Origin of the sequence: Gilliamella sp. GillExp13 (assembly GCF_001690815.1) — a bacterium.
Taxonomy (GTDB): Bacteria; Pseudomonadota; Gammaproteobacteria; order Enterobacterales; family Orbaceae; genus Gilliamella; species Gilliamella bombi.
Map to the genome: position 1 here is coordinate 67,741 of NZ_LZHJ01000023.1, position 16,219 is coordinate 83,959.

General features: G+C 34.0%; 15 protein-coding genes and 1 pseudogene. 9 read left to right on the top strand and 7 right to left on the bottom strand.

Annotated features, from left to right (window positions below):
* Positions 1 to 58 precede the first annotated feature (58 nt).
* Genes A9G37_RS01845 through cls form a run of 3 tightly spaced genes read left to right on the top strand, consistent with a single transcriptional unit; the run spans position 59 to position 2,551 of the window.
* Complete coding sequence (locus A9G37_RS01845; RefSeq protein ID WP_065574452.1) at positions 59 to 601, top strand: inner membrane-spanning protein YciB; 543 nt, start codon at positions 59 to 61, stop codon at positions 599 to 601.
* Positions 602 to 625: 24 nt separating this feature from the next.
* On the top strand, positions 626 to 1,081 hold the full coding sequence (gene yciA, locus A9G37_RS01850) for an acyl-CoA thioester hydrolase YciA (protein ID WP_065560601.1): 456 nt from the start codon (positions 626 to 628) through the stop codon (positions 1,079 to 1,081).
* 6 nt (positions 1,082 to 1,087) lie between these two features.
* Entirely contained in the window at positions 1,088 to 2,551 is a 1,464-nt protein-coding gene (gene cls / locus A9G37_RS01855) for a cardiolipin synthase (protein ID WP_065574453.1), read from the top strand.
* A 38-nt stretch (positions 2,552 to 2,589) separates the two neighbouring features.
* On the opposite strand, the gene cpdA is transcribed toward cls, so the two are convergent.
* Both cpdA and nudF read right to left on the bottom strand, forming a co-directional pair.
* On the bottom strand, positions 2,590 to 3,420 hold the full coding sequence (gene cpdA / locus A9G37_RS01860) for a 3',5'-cyclic-AMP phosphodiesterase (protein ID WP_065574454.1): 831 nt from the start codon (positions 3,418 to 3,420) through the stop codon (positions 2,590 to 2,592).
* A 166-nt stretch (positions 3,421 to 3,586) separates the two neighbouring features.
* Complete coding sequence (gene nudF / locus A9G37_RS01865; RefSeq protein ID WP_065574455.1) at positions 3,587 to 4,216, bottom strand: ADP-ribose diphosphatase; 630 nt, start codon at positions 4,214 to 4,216, stop codon at positions 3,587 to 3,589.
* A 139-nt stretch (positions 4,217 to 4,355) separates the two neighbouring features.
* On the opposite strand from nudF, the gene tolC reads away from it, so the two are divergent.
* Positions 4,356 to 5,699, top strand: a complete 1,344-nt coding sequence (gene tolC / locus A9G37_RS01870) for an outer membrane channel protein TolC (protein WP_065574456.1) — start codon at positions 4,356 to 4,358, stop codon at positions 5,697 to 5,699.
* A 74-nt stretch (positions 5,700 to 5,773) separates the two neighbouring features.
* On the opposite strand, the gene A9G37_RS11965 is transcribed toward tolC, so the two are convergent.
* Complete coding sequence (locus tag A9G37_RS11965; protein ID WP_081297607.1) at positions 5,774 to 5,944, bottom strand: hypothetical protein; 171 nt, start codon at positions 5,942 to 5,944, stop codon at positions 5,774 to 5,776.
* 32 nt (positions 5,945 to 5,976) lie between these two features.
* Positions 5,977 to 6,666: a LysR family transcriptional regulator gene (locus A9G37_RS01875; RefSeq protein WP_081297608.1), complete on the bottom strand. Its 690-nt coding sequence runs from the start codon at positions 6,664 to 6,666 to the stop codon at positions 5,977 to 5,979.
* 108 nt (positions 6,667 to 6,774) lie between these two features.
* Between A9G37_RS01875 and A9G37_RS12450 the strand changes: the two genes are divergently transcribed.
* Positions 6,775 to 6,918: an NAD(P)-binding domain-containing protein gene (locus tag A9G37_RS12450; RefSeq protein ID WP_141671008.1), complete on the top strand. Its 144-nt coding sequence runs from the start codon at positions 6,775 to 6,777 to the stop codon at positions 6,916 to 6,918.
* 47 nt (positions 6,919 to 6,965) lie between these two features.
* Positions 6,966 to 7,752 (top strand): annotated as a pseudogene (locus A9G37_RS01880) (SDR family NAD(P)-dependent oxidoreductase).
* Between the two features lie 452 nt (positions 7,753 to 8,204).
* On the opposite strand, the gene metG reads toward A9G37_RS01880, so the two are convergent.
* On the bottom strand, positions 8,205 to 10,232 hold the full coding sequence (gene metG, locus A9G37_RS01885; protein WP_065574457.1) for a methionine--tRNA ligase: 2,028 nt from the start codon (positions 10,230 to 10,232) through the stop codon (positions 8,205 to 8,207).
* Positions 10,233 to 10,484: 252 nt separating this feature from the next.
* On the opposite strand from metG, the gene apbC reads away from it, so the two are divergent.
* From apbC to A9G37_RS01900, 3 genes are all read left to right on the top strand, one after another.
* Positions 10,485 to 11,558: an iron-sulfur cluster carrier protein ApbC gene (apbC, locus tag A9G37_RS01890; RefSeq protein ID WP_065574458.1), complete on the top strand. Its 1,074-nt coding sequence runs from the start codon at positions 10,485 to 10,487 to the stop codon at positions 11,556 to 11,558.
* A gap of 295 nt (positions 11,559 to 11,853) precedes the next feature.
* Positions 11,854 to 12,366 carry a thiol peroxidase gene (tpx, locus tag A9G37_RS01895; RefSeq protein ID WP_065574459.1) on the top strand — a complete coding sequence of 171 codons (513 nt, stop codon included), beginning with the start codon at positions 11,854 to 11,856 and terminating at the stop codon, positions 12,364 to 12,366.
* A 140-nt stretch (positions 12,367 to 12,506) separates the two neighbouring features.
* A complete protein-coding gene (locus A9G37_RS01900; protein ID WP_034915274.1) occupies positions 12,507 to 13,688 on the top strand; it encodes a sugar transporter in 1,182 nt (393 codons plus the stop codon).
* Positions 13,689 to 13,791: 103 nt separating this feature from the next.
* On the opposite strand, the gene A9G37_RS01905 is transcribed toward A9G37_RS01900, so the two are convergent.
* Entirely contained in the window at positions 13,792 to 15,717 is a 1,926-nt protein-coding gene (locus tag A9G37_RS01905) for an ABC transporter ATP-binding protein (protein ID WP_065574460.1), read from the bottom strand.
* Between the two features lie 144 nt (positions 15,718 to 15,861).
* Positions 15,862 to 16,219, bottom strand: a 358-nt coding sequence (locus A9G37_RS11970; RefSeq protein WP_141671009.1) for an IS3 family transposase, incomplete at its 5' end; no start/stop codon positions are given.

The following is a 16,219-nucleotide window of genomic DNA, read 5'->3' on the forward strand; positions in this document are numbered from 1 at the left end:
CAATAGGCTTTTTATTTAGAATATATCAATTCATCTTTAGTGCTAGGACAATAATTGAATGAAACAACTTTTAAATTTTATTCCTCTTGTATTCTTTTTTGTATTTCTAACCAAGTATGATATTTTTGTTGGCGTTCAAGCATTAATGATTGCTGCTACCTTGTGTTTTCTTCTTGTTCTAATTTTATATAGAAAATTAGATAAAGTAGAACTAATTTCTTATCTGATGGTTATGGTTTTTGGTGGATTCACACTCTATATGCGTGATCCTAATATCATAAAATGGAAAGTAACTATTATTAATTTCTTATTTGCCTTAGCCCTATTAGTTAGCCAATTTTTTTTCAAAAAAAACCTACTTCAAACAATGTTAGGTAAAGAAATACAACTAGAAACCAACATATGGAATAAATTAAATTTATTATGGATCTTCTTTTTTATATTATGTGGCACCATTAGTTTAGGAGCGACCTATTACATGACAGATGATTTCTTTTGGATATTTAAAGTATTTATTTTACCTGGTGCATCCTTACTATTATCGTTGATATCAGGTATCTATATCTATAAAAATATGAATAAAGATACCGAAAATAAATAAATTGTACATACGGAGTAATTTAGCATGACACAAAATATAGCCCCTAAAGGTCAATTAGTACTTAGAACGCTAGCAATGCCTGCTGACACTAATCCGCATGGTCACATTTTTGGTGGATGGATAATGTCTCAAATGGATCTCGCTGGAGGTATTTTATCAAAAGAAATAGCCAGAAATCGAGTTGTAACCGTTAATGCTAGTAGTATTACATTTTACAAGCCCGCAATGGTAGGAGATGTTGTTTGTTGTTATGCTCATTGCATCAAAACTGGAAAAACCTCTATCACAATTGGTATTGAAGTTTGGGTTAAAAAAGTCATAGATACATCGGATTCAACACAACGGTTTTGCATAACAGATGCCGTATTCACATATGTTTCAGTAGATAAACATAATAATCCAAAACCATTACCTGAAGTATTTCAAAATTATGATTGTACTAAAGATCCAATAACCAAGTTAAACCTAACTGATAGCTAATTAAATATGCAATTTACCTCATTTCATGCATTAATTAGTACTTTGATCTTCCTTGTTTATTGGTTGATCATTGTTTCAACAACTTTACGGATTGTCTTTAAGCGAAGACCGACAACTTATGTTATTGCATGGATGCTGGTTATTTATATTTTACCGCTTGTCGGTGTGATTCTTTATTTTTCACTGGGCGAAGCTCACTTAGGTCAGCAACGAGTTAAACGCGCACAAAAAATGCGCCCGACTATTTCCAAGTTTATTAACCAACTAAGTGACTTTCCTGACATATTCACCAACAAAGTCAGCCAAGTCAGCAAACCAATTTTTCAGCTTTGTAAACATCAAACTGGTCTTGATGGAATTAATGGCAATCATATTGAGTTACTGAGTGAAACAAACATAATTTTTAACCGTTTAATTGATGATATAAATCATGCGACATCAAATATCGAAATGGTATTTTATATATGGAATGAAGGTGGTCGTGCTGATGATGTCGAGCAAGCACTTATTCAAGCAACTAAACGAGGTGTAACTTGCCGATTAATGGTTGATTCTGCTGGTAGCAGACATTTTATTAAAAGTAATGCTAGTAAAAGAATGCGTGCTGCAGGCATCATCATTGTCGAAGCCTTACAAGTAAATTTACTTCGATTTATGTTTAGGCGATTAGACTTACGTCAACACCGCAAAGTAGCTATTATCGATAACTATATATCTTATACTGGTAGTATGAATATTGTCGATCCGCTTTTCTTTAAACAAAATAAACATGTTGGCAAATGGGTTGATATCATGGTCAGAATGAATGGTCCCGTTACAACCCTTATGGGTGCCTTATATGCCAGTGATTGGGAATTAGAAACTGGCAAATATTTATCACTACCGAAAATTACTGATTTCGCTGAACCACCTGAAGATAATAAACACATTATGCAATTAATCGCATCGGGTCCAGGTTATATGGAAAACATGATCCACCAAGTATTATTAACAGCAATTTATTCGGCACAAGAACAAATTATTTTCACTACACCTTATTTAGTACCAAGTGATGATATTTTACATGCTGTATGCACAGCTGCACAGCGAGGTGTTGAAGTCATTATCATCATTCCCAAAAATAATGACTCACTAATGGTTAAATGGGCAAGCCGAGCTTTTTTTGCTGAATTATTAAATGGTGGAGTAAAACTCTATCAATTCAATGATAATTTGCTACATACCAAAAGTGTTTTAATTGACAATCAATTAAGTCTTGTCGGTACTGTCAATTTAGATATGCGCAGTTTATGGCTTAATTTTGAAATTACAACTGTGATTGATGATGCAGAGTTCGCTAAATCTTTATCAAATCTTTTACAAAAATATTTATCTAATTCAGATGAAATAAACACCAAAGAGTGGAATCAACGCCCTATTTGGCAACGCATAGTCGAGCGACTTTTTTACTTTTTCGCACCTTTGTTGTAATTATTAACCTACTTTAAACTTATTATAATTACTAACTACTAATAACCATTTTGAGAAACATCTGGCAAAAACTGATTATCCTTTAATCGATAAACATCACTATCAATAGAACCATCAATATTAAGTGTGATTTCTCGCCAACCCGGTGCATCGTCACTTGATAATTGAAAATCATAACATTCAGGTTTAAATTGAAAGCAAGTTGAAGGAGTTGAAAATGCCTTACAATTATGCCACACATAATCTTGTTTTTGATGAATGTGTCCCCACCCAATTCCTTTTACATTGGGATGTTTTTGAATAATTTTCTCTAACTGGTCACTATTTTTTAAAATATGATGATCTAACCAATAGCAACCAGAATTAACTGGATGGTGGTGTAAAAAAACTAATGCGTCTCTATATGGATGTTCAGTTAAAACATTATGTAAAAACTTGAGTTCAGATTCAGGTAAAAAACCATAAGCCTGACCAATAACTTGGCTATTCAATAAAACAATCAACCAGTTATCTCCCAACAAAACTACCTTGTTATCAGCAAATTGATAATTTGCAAACACATCTTGCATATACGAATAATTATCATGATTGCCAGCTAGCCACACACAAGGAGTATCAAACTTAATTATTTGTTCGGCAAAACGCGCATAAGCTTTTTTAGAACCATCTTGTACAAAGTCACCCGTTGCGACAATTAAATCAAACTTTTTATTACTACGTTCAACTTCATTTATAACCGCTAGAAAGCTTGCATTAGAATTAACACCAAGCAATGAAGCATTGTCATCAGCAAAAAGATGAGTATCAGTTATATGTAATATTTTACCGTAATTTTTATTACAGATTGGAAGTTTTAGAAATGACTCCAAAATTCACCCCAATTGTCTATTAATCTATAATCATGGTTAATAATGTCAACAACACAATAGACATTGTGACTGAAAAAACAGTTTATTATAAATCCTAGCATTCTATTAAAGTGTAAAATAGTTCTCACATTTATGAAAGAAATAATTAAAAATGATGCCTAAAAAGTTATTTCCACTCTTTTATTAAGAGCTCATGATTAAGTTCTAACCACTGAAGCGCAATAATTGATGCAGCATTGTTAATCACTCCATCTTTAACCCATTGATAAGCTTGAGTTCGACTTACTACATGAACTTTAATATCTTCACTTTCTTCGTCAAGACCATGAATGCCTTCAGCGGTTGATGAGTCAACTTCACCCACCAAAATGTGCAATTGTTCAGTTAAACCTCCAGGAGATGCTAAATAACTGATGATGGGTTTACATCGACCAATAACAACTCCCGCCTCCTCCATTGCTTCACGTCTTGCTACTTCTTCAAATGATTCATTCTCATGATCCATCATACCGGCAATAAGTTCTAGTATCCAAGGACTATCTTGGGTTTCAATCGCAGCAATCCGGATTTGCTCAATTAGCACAACTTCATCACGTTTTACATCATATGCTAAAAGTACAACCGCTTGCGCACGCTCTAAAATTTCACGAGTTACAATCTCACTAATTGAACCATCAAATTTTCGATATTGAAAACGATATTCAAGCAAAGAAAAAAAACCTTTGTACAAGATTCGTTTTGTTAAATTAAACACATCATTTTTGTCAAAATTTACCAGACTGTTTTTAATTTTCATAAAAGTTCCCGAATTTAAACTGAATTTGAATAAAAAGTGCGAATGACACACAAACTATACTTACTATATACTAATTATCTGTTAAAATTACGCCATTAAAAATACTACTATATTTTAATGATTTTTAAAGAGAAAATTGATGAAAAAAACCTTAACCTTTTTAATTGGCTTAGCGTTAAGCCAATCTGTCTTTGCTGAAAATTTGATACAAGTTTATGAACAAGCAAAAGAAACTAACCCAGATCTACGCAGTTCATTAGCTGAAAAAAATAAAGCATACGCAGCAATTTCAGGTTCTCGAGCAAGTTTACTACCACAAGTTGGTTTAAGTGCTTCCTATGGTGTTACTCATGGTCGACGTGATACACGTGGAGTAAAATCTAAAAGTGGCAACTTATACCAAGTCGCATTATCTCAAAGCATTTTTAATTTCTCAAATTGGAAAGCCTTAGATATTACTAAAAAACAAGCAAGTATTGCCGATATTGCCTATCAATACCAAGGTCAAACATTAATCTTAAATACTTCTGTCGCTTATTTTAATGTATTAAAAGCACTTGATGCATTAAGCTTTATTGATGCACAGAAAAAAGCAATTGGCCGTCAGTTAGAACAAACGCGTCAACAACATCAAGTTGGTTTAGTTGCAATCACTGATGTACAAAACGCTCAAGCTAACTATGACTTAACTGTTGCACAACAAGTTAATGCATTAAATGATCTAAATAATGCCATTGAAGCATTGCGACAAGTAAGTGGTCGTTTTTATTCAAGTTTAGCAAGTGTCAATACCAATACATTTAAAACAGAATCGCCAGCACAAATCAGCGCACTGTTAAAACAATCTGAAAAATCTAATCTTAATTTATTAACAATGAGGTTAAATCAAGACATAGCGCGTGAACAAATCAAACTCTCACAGGCAGGACATTTACCTACAGCAAGTTTAGATGCATCAACTAATTTGAATAAAACTGATAGATACGGTAATAGCGTAGGGACTGGTGCTCATGGTAAATCTTATTCAGGGAATAACTATGTTGGCGTCAGTGTAAACCTACCTATCTTTTCAGGTGGTGCAACAATGTCTAAAGTTGAGCAAGCACAACAAAATTACGTCAGTTTTAGCGAAAAATTAGAAAGCACCAATCGAGGTGTAATTAATCAAGTCCGCTCATCATACAATAATATTTCATCATCAATAAGTGCCATCAAAGCTTATCAACAAGCAGTAGTTTCTGCACAAAGTTCATTAGAAGCAACCAATTCTGAGTACCAAGCTGGAACAAGAACAATTGTTGACGTATTAAATGCAACAACTCAACTATACAGTTCTAAACGAAATTTATCAGATGCAAAATATAACTATTTAACCAGTTTACTACAATTAAAATATGCAGTAGGAACTTTAACTGCTAATGATTTAGTTTATCTAAACAATATGTTAGGTAAAGAAGTAAGCACTTTAGCTACAATAAAATAATTGTAGAATCAATTATGGTAATTATAAAGAAGGCGAGCAAATCGCCTTTTTTATTATGCATAAAAACAAACCTATTACGATATTGCATTCAACACAAATTCAATAAATGCTTTTAGTTTTGGTGGTTGCTGACGATCAGCAGTATAAAGCATATTAAGCGGCTTGGCAGGTGGTAAAAATTTTTGTAATATGGGAAATAATTTTTTCTGCTTAATTGGTTCTTGTAACATAGATTCTGGCAACATGGTGATACCTAGTCCTTCAATCGCAGCTATCGCTAACGCTGTGAAGTATGATTACTTTTAAATGTCCCTGATATAGGAATATTGACTATTTCACCATTAATCATAAACGACCAAACATGATCTTTTTTATTCTGATTCACATATTGGTAAATCAAGCATTGATGCTTTTTCAAATCATCAGGTATTAATGGAACACCATATTGCGCTAAATAATCTGGTGAGGCAGCAAAAATAAGTTGATGAGGATTAAGTTTACGAGCAATAAGGCCTGAATCACTCAAATCACCAATCCGAAAAGCGATATCAAAACCGTCCTTAATTAAATCGACATAACGATCACTTAATTGTATATCGACACTAATTTGGGGATAACACTTCATAAAACTACTAATTAATGGCACTAAAGTAAAATTACCAAAAGTAAATGGTGCACTAATTCTAAGCACACCACTAGGTTTATCTAAAAACTGTTGCGCAAGCATAGAGGTGGCTTTAACTTCACCTAAAATACTAACACAGCGCTCATAATACTGCTTACCAAATTCAGTAAGATTTTGTGAACGTGTTGTTCGATTAAGTAACTTTAACCCTAATTGCGTTTCTAAAAAAAGAATATATTTCGCAACCATTTGCGGAGAGATATTTAATGAAATAGATGCCGATGCAAATGAACCTGTCTTCACAGTCAATACAAATGCCTTCATACTTCTAAAAAGATCCATATTACCAATCCACAGTTGTTAATAAAACAAATTGAAAAACATTTATCAATTTTTATTTTGCAAATATCATAGCATAAATCAAGTAAACACAAAAAAAGGAGCAAATAGATGAAAAAAATCGGCATTATAGGGGTAGGATTTGTAAGTCAAGCCTACACAACATTATTTATGCGCGCAGGTTATCAAGTTATGTTAAGTAATTCTAGAGATAAAAACACGTTAGTTACATTTATCATATATTCAACAGGTTGAATGATTTTAATTAAATACAGATATTTGAAATATTAGAGGAAATAAAAATGACCAATACACATAAAAAATATACCGCCATAACAGGTGCTAGTTCAGGCATAGGTTATGCTGCCGCTATTGCTTTTGCAAAACGAAATAAAAACCTTATTGTTATTGCAAGAAGACAAGAAAATTTGGAACTTTTACAACAAGAAATTGCAAAAATTGCCCCAGCATTAGACGTAATTATAAAACTTTGTAATTTATCACAACCAACCAACGCTTATTCCCTTTTTAATGATTTAGACAGCTATTTTATTGAAACATGGATTAATAATGCCGGTTTTGGTCATTACGGCAGTGTTAGCGATCAAGATTTAGTAAAAATAGAATCAATGCTTCATTTAAATATTGAAACCCTAACGATTTTTTCAACACTGTATGTACGTAAATATCAAAATGAACCCGAAACACAACTAATAAACATCTCCTCCCGAGGCGGGGATACTCTCGTTCCTAATGCGGTAACTTATTGCGCAACAAAATTCTATGTCAATGCTTTTACTGAAGGGCTAGCACAGGAATTAAAGCAAGCTAACGCACAATTAACCGCAAAGGTATTGGCTCCCGCTGCAACAAAAACGGAATTTGGTGAAAAAGCCAATAATGTTAGTGAATACAACTACGATGCAACTTTTACAAAGTTGCCATACAGCAAAGCAAATGGCCGAATTTTTACTGGCTTTATACGATAGCAACAAAATTATTGGGGAGATTAATACTAAAGATTTCTCTTTTTCACTAAAAGACAGCATATTTCCTTATTCAGGAAATCCGTCAGAAAATCAAAAGTAAGAAAATAATGAATTTACAAGTAATGTTAAACCAAACAGTAAAATATGAATTTTAACAAAATTGAGCTTTAGCAATCGTTATTTTGATTGCCAATTTCAGGATAAAAAGAAAAATATAGCATATTGATTTAAAGTGAAATTTTATTTACTTCGATCAAAAAATGGTGTTTAAATGAAATTGGGCGCCAGATATGGAATAGGTTTCTAAGTGTAAACGGAAAGGCTTTTATAGGCTTTTTAAAAAGTTTAAGCAACCAACCATCAGTACCCTCAAACGACATAAATTCAAAACTGGAATGGCAACATATTTATAATAAAAAAACAGCCCCAAAAAACAAAAGCTACAATTATTTATCAAATAAGCAAATTTTATACTGAAACGCATAGTTTCCTGAAACATCTTAACAAGCGAATTAACTTGTTAAGATGTGACTTCTATAATAAAGGTATCAATTACGAAATTCGCATTCCTGGTTTAGCACCACTATCTGGTGATAGTAGGTACACACCTTCATCATCACCTTTACCACTCGCACAAAGCACCATACCTTCAGAAATACCAAAGCGCATTTTACGAGGAGCTAAGTTAGCAATCATAATAGTTAAACGCCCAATTAACACCTCTGGGTCAGGATAAAACTGCTTGATACCTGAAAACACATTACGGGTTTCGTCACCAATATCAAGCGTTAATTGAAGTAATTTATCGGATCCTTCAACAAAGCAAGCATGTTTAATTAAAGCAACGCGCATATCGACTTTAGCAAAATCATCAAAATTAATCGTGTCAGCGATAGGCTCTGCAACTTTAGGTTTTGCCGGTTGGGCTAATGCAGCTTGTTGTTTTGTTTCTTCAATCATGTTTGTAATTTTATCCATATCAATACGATTAAATAAAGCTTTAAACTGATTAATTTTATGACTTGTTAAAGCATTATCAATTTCATTCCATTCTAATTTGCTATTTAAAAATGCTTCTGTACGTTCAGCCAATGAAGGCACAATTGGTTTTAAATAGGTCATTAAGATGCGGAATAAGTGAATTCCCATTGAGCAAATATCTTGCAACACTTGATCTTGCCCTTCTTGTTTAGCAACCACCCAAGGTGCCTTTTCGTCAATATAGCGGTTAGCTTCGTCAGCAAGTGCCATAATTTCACGAATTGCCTTGCCTGATTCGCGTTGTTCAAAATAGTCAGCAATCACTTCTGCTTTTTCACCAAACAAGGAATACAGTTCAGGCTCTGCCACTTTATCTGATAATTTGCCGCCAAAGCGTTTATAAATAAAACCAGCCGAACGCGAAGCAATATTAACAACTTTATTAACTAAATCACTATTTACACGTTGAACAAAGTCTTCTAAATTTAAGTCAATATCATCAATGTGTGACGACAATTTAGCCGCATAATAATAACGTAAACAATCAGGATCTAAATGTTTTAGATAGGTACTTGCTTGAATAAAAGTACCGCGTGATTTAGACATTTTTGCACCATCAACAGTCACATAACCATGTACAAAAATATTGGAAGGCTTGCGATATTCGCTACCTTCAAGCATTGCTGGCCAAAATAAGCTGTGGAAATAAACAATATCTTTACCAATGAAGTGATACAGTTCTGTATTTGAATTTTTGTCCCAAAACTCATCAAAAATCGGTTTATTTTGTTTATTACAGTAATTTAAGAAAGATCCCATATAACCAATTGGCGCATCTAACCAAACATAAAAATACTTACCTGGAGCATCGGGGATCTCAAATCCAAAATAAGGTGCATCACGGCTAATATCCCACGGTTGTAGGCCTGATTCGAACCATTCTTGCATTTTATTAGCAACTTGATCTTGTAATGTTCCTGAGCGAATCCACTCTTGTAACATATTTGAAAAAGCGGGTAGATCAAAAAAGAAGTGTTCAGAATCTTTCATAACAGGTGTAGCACCAGATACTACTGATTGGGGATTAATTAAATCAATTGGATTATAAGTTGCCCCGCAAACTTCACAGTTATCACCATACTGATCAGGCGCTTTACAGCGTGGACAAGTACCTTTTACAAAACGGTCAGGTAAAAACATCTGTTTTTCAGGATCGAATAGCTGTGAAATAACTTTAGTTTTAATATAACCATTCGCTTTCAAACGCTTATAAATTTGCTCTGATATCTCACGATTTTCTGGGCTATGTGTTGAATGGTAATTATCATAACTAATATTAAAGCCAGAAAAATCACGTTGATGTTCGGTTTTAACTTCACTAATCATCTGCTCCGGAGTAATCCCCAATTGCTGAGCCTTGAGCATAATTGGCGTGCCATGGGCATCGTCAGCACAAATAAAATAGATCTCATTACCACGCATACGTTGATAGCGTACCCATACATCAGCTTGAATGTGTTCTAGCATATGACCTAAGTGAATTGCACCATTGGCATAAGGAAGTGCACAAGTCACCAATATTTTGCGTTGAGTTGTCATGTTGATTTATTACCCTTTTTTACATAATGGCAGAAATAGTACATCAATCGTGGGATTATCGCTAGATTTATGCCATAATTTGATAAAATTTATATACTCAATTCATATTTCAAAACAGAAAATAATCATTTTTTATGAGGGTAAACCAATTTACTGTTTACCACCTTATTATTTAAGGTATTTTACGCTTTTAACGCAAGGTAATTGAAAATAAAACGAGTATAAATACTAAGGCATAAAGAGATAACCACAATGAACACTGAAGTAAAAAAAATTCTTGAAAATTTTATTCATTCAACTCTACAAAAAAATTTACTTGAACTCGATGCAATAAAAAAATGTGAAATAGTTAATCACCACTTAACTATAAATTTAACAATGCCTTTCGCTTGGCAATCTACTTTTGAAGAATTGAAAAAAATAACCACTCCAGAATTGCTTAAACTTAACAGCGTTAATGAAGTTGACTGGCATATTGAATATAAAATTGCTACTTTAAAACGTGCTAATAACCAAAATGCCATTAATAATATAAAAAACATTATCGCGATAAGCTCAGGAAAAGGCGGTGTGGGCAAATCATCAACAGCTGTCAATCTTGCGCTAGCTTTACAAAAACAAGGGGCTAAAGTGGGGATCTTAGATGCAGATATTTATGGTCCCTCGATCCCAACCATGCTAGGTACAGAAAACCAGCAACCCTTAACACCCGATAATAAACATATGACACCAATCATGGCATATGGGCTTGCTAGTAATTCCATTGGTTATTTAGTTGATCCTAATGGTGCCATGGTATGGCGTGGACCTATGGCAAGTAAAGCACTATTACAGATTTTACAAGATACGCTTTGGCCAGAACTCGACTATCTTGTCATTGATATGCCTCCAGGCACAGGGGATATCCAATTAACCCTAGCGCAAAACATTCCAGTTACTGCTGCTGTGATTATCACAACTCCTCAAGATATTGCTTTAATCGATGCAAAAAAAGGTATTACCATGTTTAATAAAGTAAACATCCCAACACTAGGAATTATTGAAAACATGAGTTATCACATTTGCGAACATTGTGGACATCATGAGGCCATCTTTGGTGAAGATGGTGCAAAACATTTAGCTGAGCAATATCAAACCAAATTGCTAGGGCAAATTCCACTTCAAAAAATGTTACGCCAAGATCTTGATACAGGAAAGCCCACTGTCATTAACCACCCTGATAGCGAATTTAGCCAACTTTATTATCAAATTGCAGGAAGTATTGCTAGTGAGTTATATTGGCAAGGTGAAGCTATTTTGCCTGATATTGCTTTTAAGACATTGTAACTTAAAAATCCAACTATTGGCTGTAAAAACAGCCAATACTAATTACATATCATTTCTATTAATTCGATAACTACTCAAATTTATTCATCATTTTGAACAATAACATTATTAACGATAATAGAAATCGGCTAATTCATCACTTAAAACAAGTTCGAGCTATTATTCAGAAGTTGTTTTAGTTCTATATTGGATCAGTTCTAAATCTATTTATCCCTAACAAGTGCAACAACTTCAATTCATTGGAAGGCATTACACTGTCAACAACGTTATTAGTTACAACACTAAGGAAACTGTTATGCAAAAAAGAGTTAATGAAATCACCATGCGCGGAGCACCTATTACTTTGTTAGGCACACAAATTAAAGTTGGCGACACAGCGCCCAATTTTATCGTGCAAGATTTAAAAATGAAGCCCATTAAATTGTCCGATTTTAAAGGTAAAATCAGAATTATTAATTCGGTTCCATCCATTGATACCTCAGTATGTAGTGCCCAAGTGCATCGCTTTAACGTCGAAGCGGCAAAATTAAAAGACGCAGTGATATTTTCAATTAGCGTCGATTTACCTTTTGCCTTAAATCGCTACTGTGCTGCTGAAGGTATTGATGCCGTTAAAGTCACCTCAGTTCATAAAGAACTCAACTTTGGTTTAAAATATGGAGTTGTTATTGAAGAGTTGCGATTACTTTCTCGAGCTGTATTTGTCATTGATAAAAACGACAAAATTGTTTATGTGGAATATGTCAAAGAAACCTCTTCTGAACCTGATTATGACAAAGTCCTAGCTGCAGCTAAAGCACTAGAATAAATCGCTATAATGAAACATCGCCCTCAAATACTAATATTGGTGGCGATTAAGTTTAAGATTTATTCTTAGCAACTATTTAATAGACAAACATATTCAGTTATAATCAAAAGTAATCTAATATTCCCTCCAAAATCTTAATCATGAATAATAGTATTAACCGATCTCGGGTTTGGTCATCAATTCTTTGTCTTGCATTTGCGGCATTTATTTTTAATACAACGGAATTTGTACCTGTCGGGCTATTACCCAATATTGCTGAAAGCTTTTCAATGGACGTAGCCCATGCTGGATTATTACTCACTATTTATGCGTGGGCTGTTTCGTTATTATCATTGCCACTCACAGTATTAACATCAAAAATGGAACGAAGGAAGCTACTTATCCTTTTATTTTGTCTATTTATAGGTAGTCATATTTTAGCTGGAGTCGCATGGAATTTTTACAGCTTAATGATAGCAAGAATTGGTATTGCTTGTGCACATGCGGTATTTTGGGCAATTACAACACCACTTGCAGTTCGGTTAGCGCCCAATGGTAAAAAAGCTAAAGCAATGGGCTTTATTGTTATTGGCGTATCGATGGCAACCATTCTAGGTATTCCAATTGGCACCATCATAGGACAACTCGTTGGCTGGCGCGTGACTTTTTTATGTATTGCTGGTATCGCTTTTTGCGTGATGATATTACTACTCCGCTTATTGCCTACTGTACCAAGCATGGATATTATCTCTATCAAAGATATTCCAATGGTATTAAAACGCCCAATACTGCTAAACATTTATTTATTAATTGCCATTATTATTGCGGGTCACTTTACTGCCTATACCTATATTACGCCATTCATGAAAAATATTGGTGGATTTAACCAAAATGTTATCGTCCTTTTATTATTAGTTGTAGGTTTTTCTGGAATGATTGGTAGCGTTATTTTTGCAAAATATGCTGAAAAGAATCCAACCGCAATTTTCATCATCCCTATGCTATTACTGATTACTTGCTTATTATCGCTTTATGTCTGTTCATTAACGCTTTATACTGCAATTATTCAATGTTTGATTTGGGGACTTTCCATTACAATTATTGGAATGGTTATGCAAAGTAAAGTAATTGATGCCGCACCCGATGCCACAGATATCGCCACTTCAGTCTATTCTGGTATTTTCAATATTGGAATAGGAGGCGGTGCTTTTATAGGTAGTAAGGTATTAATTTTACTTTCAATTGATTACATTGGTTATGTTGGTGCGTGTTTTGTCATCATCGCACTATTATTATTCTACTTTTTATCTAGAAAATTATGGAATAATAAAACGGTTATTTAAAAACTGTTATGTAAAAAATATTATATAAAAACCTTAGGGTAAGGAAACAGCATTATTTATTTTATAACACAAATAAATAATGCTGAAAATACTAACACTTATCTTATGATTTGCTTAAAGACTCTAACTGCTCCCATCTTTCAAAAACAGCTTCTAATTCAGCCTCTTTATCTGCCAAAGATTGTAAAATTGGGCTAGTAATTTCATGAGTTTGATTAAAAAAGTCACTTTGACCAATTTGTGCTTGTAAATCAGTAATCTCTAATTCTAATTGTTCTATTTTGCTTGGTAATTGTGCCAATTCTCGTTGTTCATTATAACTCAGTTTAACTTTCTTTTTAGCGGTTCGCTCACTACTTTGATTATTAGTAGCAGATAATTCTTTTTTAGGTTGCTCAAGTTTATTAACTGTCGTTACTTTAACTGGTTGTGCTTGCTGCTGTTGTTGCAGAGCATCGGCATAACCACCAGCATAAACACCAATATGGCCTTTTTCTTCAAAAAACCAACATTGAGTGACCACATTATCAACAAATTGCCGATCATGACTAACCAACAAGACAGTTCCTTGATAATCATTCACTAACTCTTCTAGCAATTCTAATGTTTCAATATCAAGATCATTGGTCGGTTCATCAAGTATTAATAAATTGCTAGGTTTTAAAAATAGTTTAGCCAGCAATAAACGATTACGCTCCCCTCCAGACAGTGCTCGTACAGGTGTTCTGGCACGTTTAGGCGGAAATAAAAAGTCCTGTAAATAACCAAGTACATGGCGTGATCGGCCATTAACCATAACCTCTTGCTTACCTTCGGCTAAATTATCCATCACCGTTTTTTCAGGATCGAGTTCGAGACGATATTGGTCAAAATAAGCAACTTCAAGCTTTGTGCCACAATGCACACTACCTAATGTTGGTGTCAAATTACCCAACATCAGTTTTAATAAAGTTGTTTTACCAATACCATTAGGACCAATCAGAGCGATCTTATCACCACGTAATACTTGTACAGAAAAATCATTAACTAGTAACTTATCCTCAATCTGATATGTCACATTTTCAAGCTCAAAAACAATTTTTCCTGAACGTAATGCTTCCTCGATTTGCATTTTAGCACTACCCATAACTTGGCGTCGCTTGCTGTATTCTTGACGCATTGCTTTTAATGCTCGCACTCGCCCTTCATTACGAGTACGACGAGCTTTAATACCTTGTCGGATCCAGACTTCTTCTTGAGCTAATTTTTTATCAAATTCAGCATTTTGTAACTCTTCAACACGCAATGCTTCTTCTTTACCAAGCAAATAATTATCATAACTCCCACTCCAATACGCAATTTTACCTCGATCCAAATCAATAATACGCGTTGCCATTTGACGAATAAACGAACGATCATGGGAAATAAACACAATACTGCCATTAAAACTTTTCAAAAAATCTTCCAACCATTTAATGGTTTGAATATCCAAATGATTGGTTGGTTCATCAAGCAATAAAACTGTTGGCTGACAAACCAACGCTTTGGCTAATGCGACTTTACGCAACCACCCACCCGATAACGAAGACAACAACGCATCACCATCAAGCGATAATGAAGAAATAACATTACGAATACGGCTATCTAATTGCCAACCATTTTGATGATCTAACTGTTCTTGCATTTTAGCTAATTTATCTAAGTTACTTTCGCATGGATCGTGCTCAACGCGATATGCTAAATCATAGTAATCTCGTAATAACTGTGCTTGTTCGTGTAATCCTTCTGCCACAAAATCAAACACGCTGCCTTGCACATCACGGGGAGGATCTTGTTGCAATCGTGAAACAATCACATTATTTTCATAAATAATTTGCCCTTCGTCTAATAGCACCTCTTTATTTAAAACTTTAAGTAAAGTCGATTTTCCTGCACCGTTACGGCCAACAAGACAAACACGCTCGTTTGGCTCAATAGACATATCGATATGATCAAGCAAGGGCGCATCACTAAATGAAAGATAAGCATTGGTAAGATTAATTAATGACATAGTTATTGATGGTTTTTATTTAGATATTAAGTAATAAGGCATTATTCTATCATAAAGTTACCAAAGGCAACTAAAGCAAATACAAAAGATAAACCAATATATAAGTGATCCTTGATCCTCGCCAAAATATTAGACAGTGCCCGCCTATATCATTTTTTCGTTTTGGTAATGTTGTTCAGGTGATACCCAACCATTGGCTGAATGACGGCGTATCCGATTATAATAGATTTCAATATATTCAAATAGTGCTTTATTAGCCTGCTTCCTCGTTTTATAGTAACAGTCATGAATAATATGGGTTTTGAGTGTATGAAAAAAACTCTCAACAACCGCATTATCAAAGCAGTTTCCTCTTCGACTCATGCTTTGCCTTAGCCCATATTGTAATAATAATTGCTTGAAATCAGCACTGCAATATTGGCTTCTTTGGTTACTATGAATGAGTACATTTTTAGGAAAGTGACGCCGAAATAAGGCTTGTTTTAATGTATTACACACTAAA

What these genes read in the sequence shown, in the direction of transcription:
- A9G37_RS01845 (WP_065574452.1), top strand. Translation starts at nt 59, where the DNA reads ATGAAACAACTTTTAAATTTTATTCCTCTTGTATTCTTTTTTGTATTT.
- yciA (WP_065560601.1), top strand. Translation starts at nt 626, where the DNA reads ATGACACAAAATATAGCCCCTAAAGGTCAATTAGTACTTAGAACGCTA.
- cls (WP_065574453.1), top strand. Translation starts at nt 1,088, where the DNA reads ATGCAATTTACCTCATTTCATGCATTAATTAGTACTTTGATCTTCCTT.
- nudF (WP_065574455.1), bottom strand. Translation starts at nt 4,216, where the DNA reads ATGAAAATTAAAAACAGTCTGGTAAATTTTGACAAAAATGATGTGTTT.
- tolC (WP_065574456.1), top strand. Translation starts at nt 4,356, where the DNA reads ATGAAAAAAACCTTAACCTTTTTAATTGGCTTAGCGTTAAGCCAATCT.
- A9G37_RS11965 (WP_081297607.1), bottom strand. Translation starts at nt 5,944, where the DNA reads ATGTTGCCAGAATCTATGTTACAAGAACCAATTAAGCAGAAAAAATTA.
- A9G37_RS01875 (WP_081297608.1), bottom strand. Translation starts at nt 6,666, where the DNA reads ATGGATCTTTTTAGAAGTATGAAGGCATTTGTATTGACTGTGAAGACA.
- A9G37_RS12450 (WP_141671008.1), top strand. Translation starts at nt 6,775, where the DNA reads ATGAAAAAAATCGGCATTATAGGGGTAGGATTTGTAAGTCAAGCCTAC.
- metG (WP_065574457.1), bottom strand. Translation starts at nt 10,232, where the DNA reads ATGACAACTCAACGCAAAATATTGGTGACTTGTGCACTTCCTTATGCC.
- apbC (WP_065574458.1), top strand. Translation starts at nt 10,485, where the DNA reads ATGAACACTGAAGTAAAAAAAATTCTTGAAAATTTTATTCATTCAACT.
- tpx (WP_065574459.1), top strand. Translation starts at nt 11,854, where the DNA reads ATGCAAAAAAGAGTTAATGAAATCACCATGCGCGGAGCACCTATTACT.
- A9G37_RS01900 (WP_034915274.1), top strand. Translation starts at nt 12,507, where the DNA reads ATGAATAATAGTATTAACCGATCTCGGGTTTGGTCATCAATTCTTTGT.
- A9G37_RS01905 (WP_065574460.1), bottom strand. Translation starts at nt 15,717, where the DNA reads ATGTCATTAATTAATCTTACCAATGCTTATCTTTCATTTAGTGATGCG.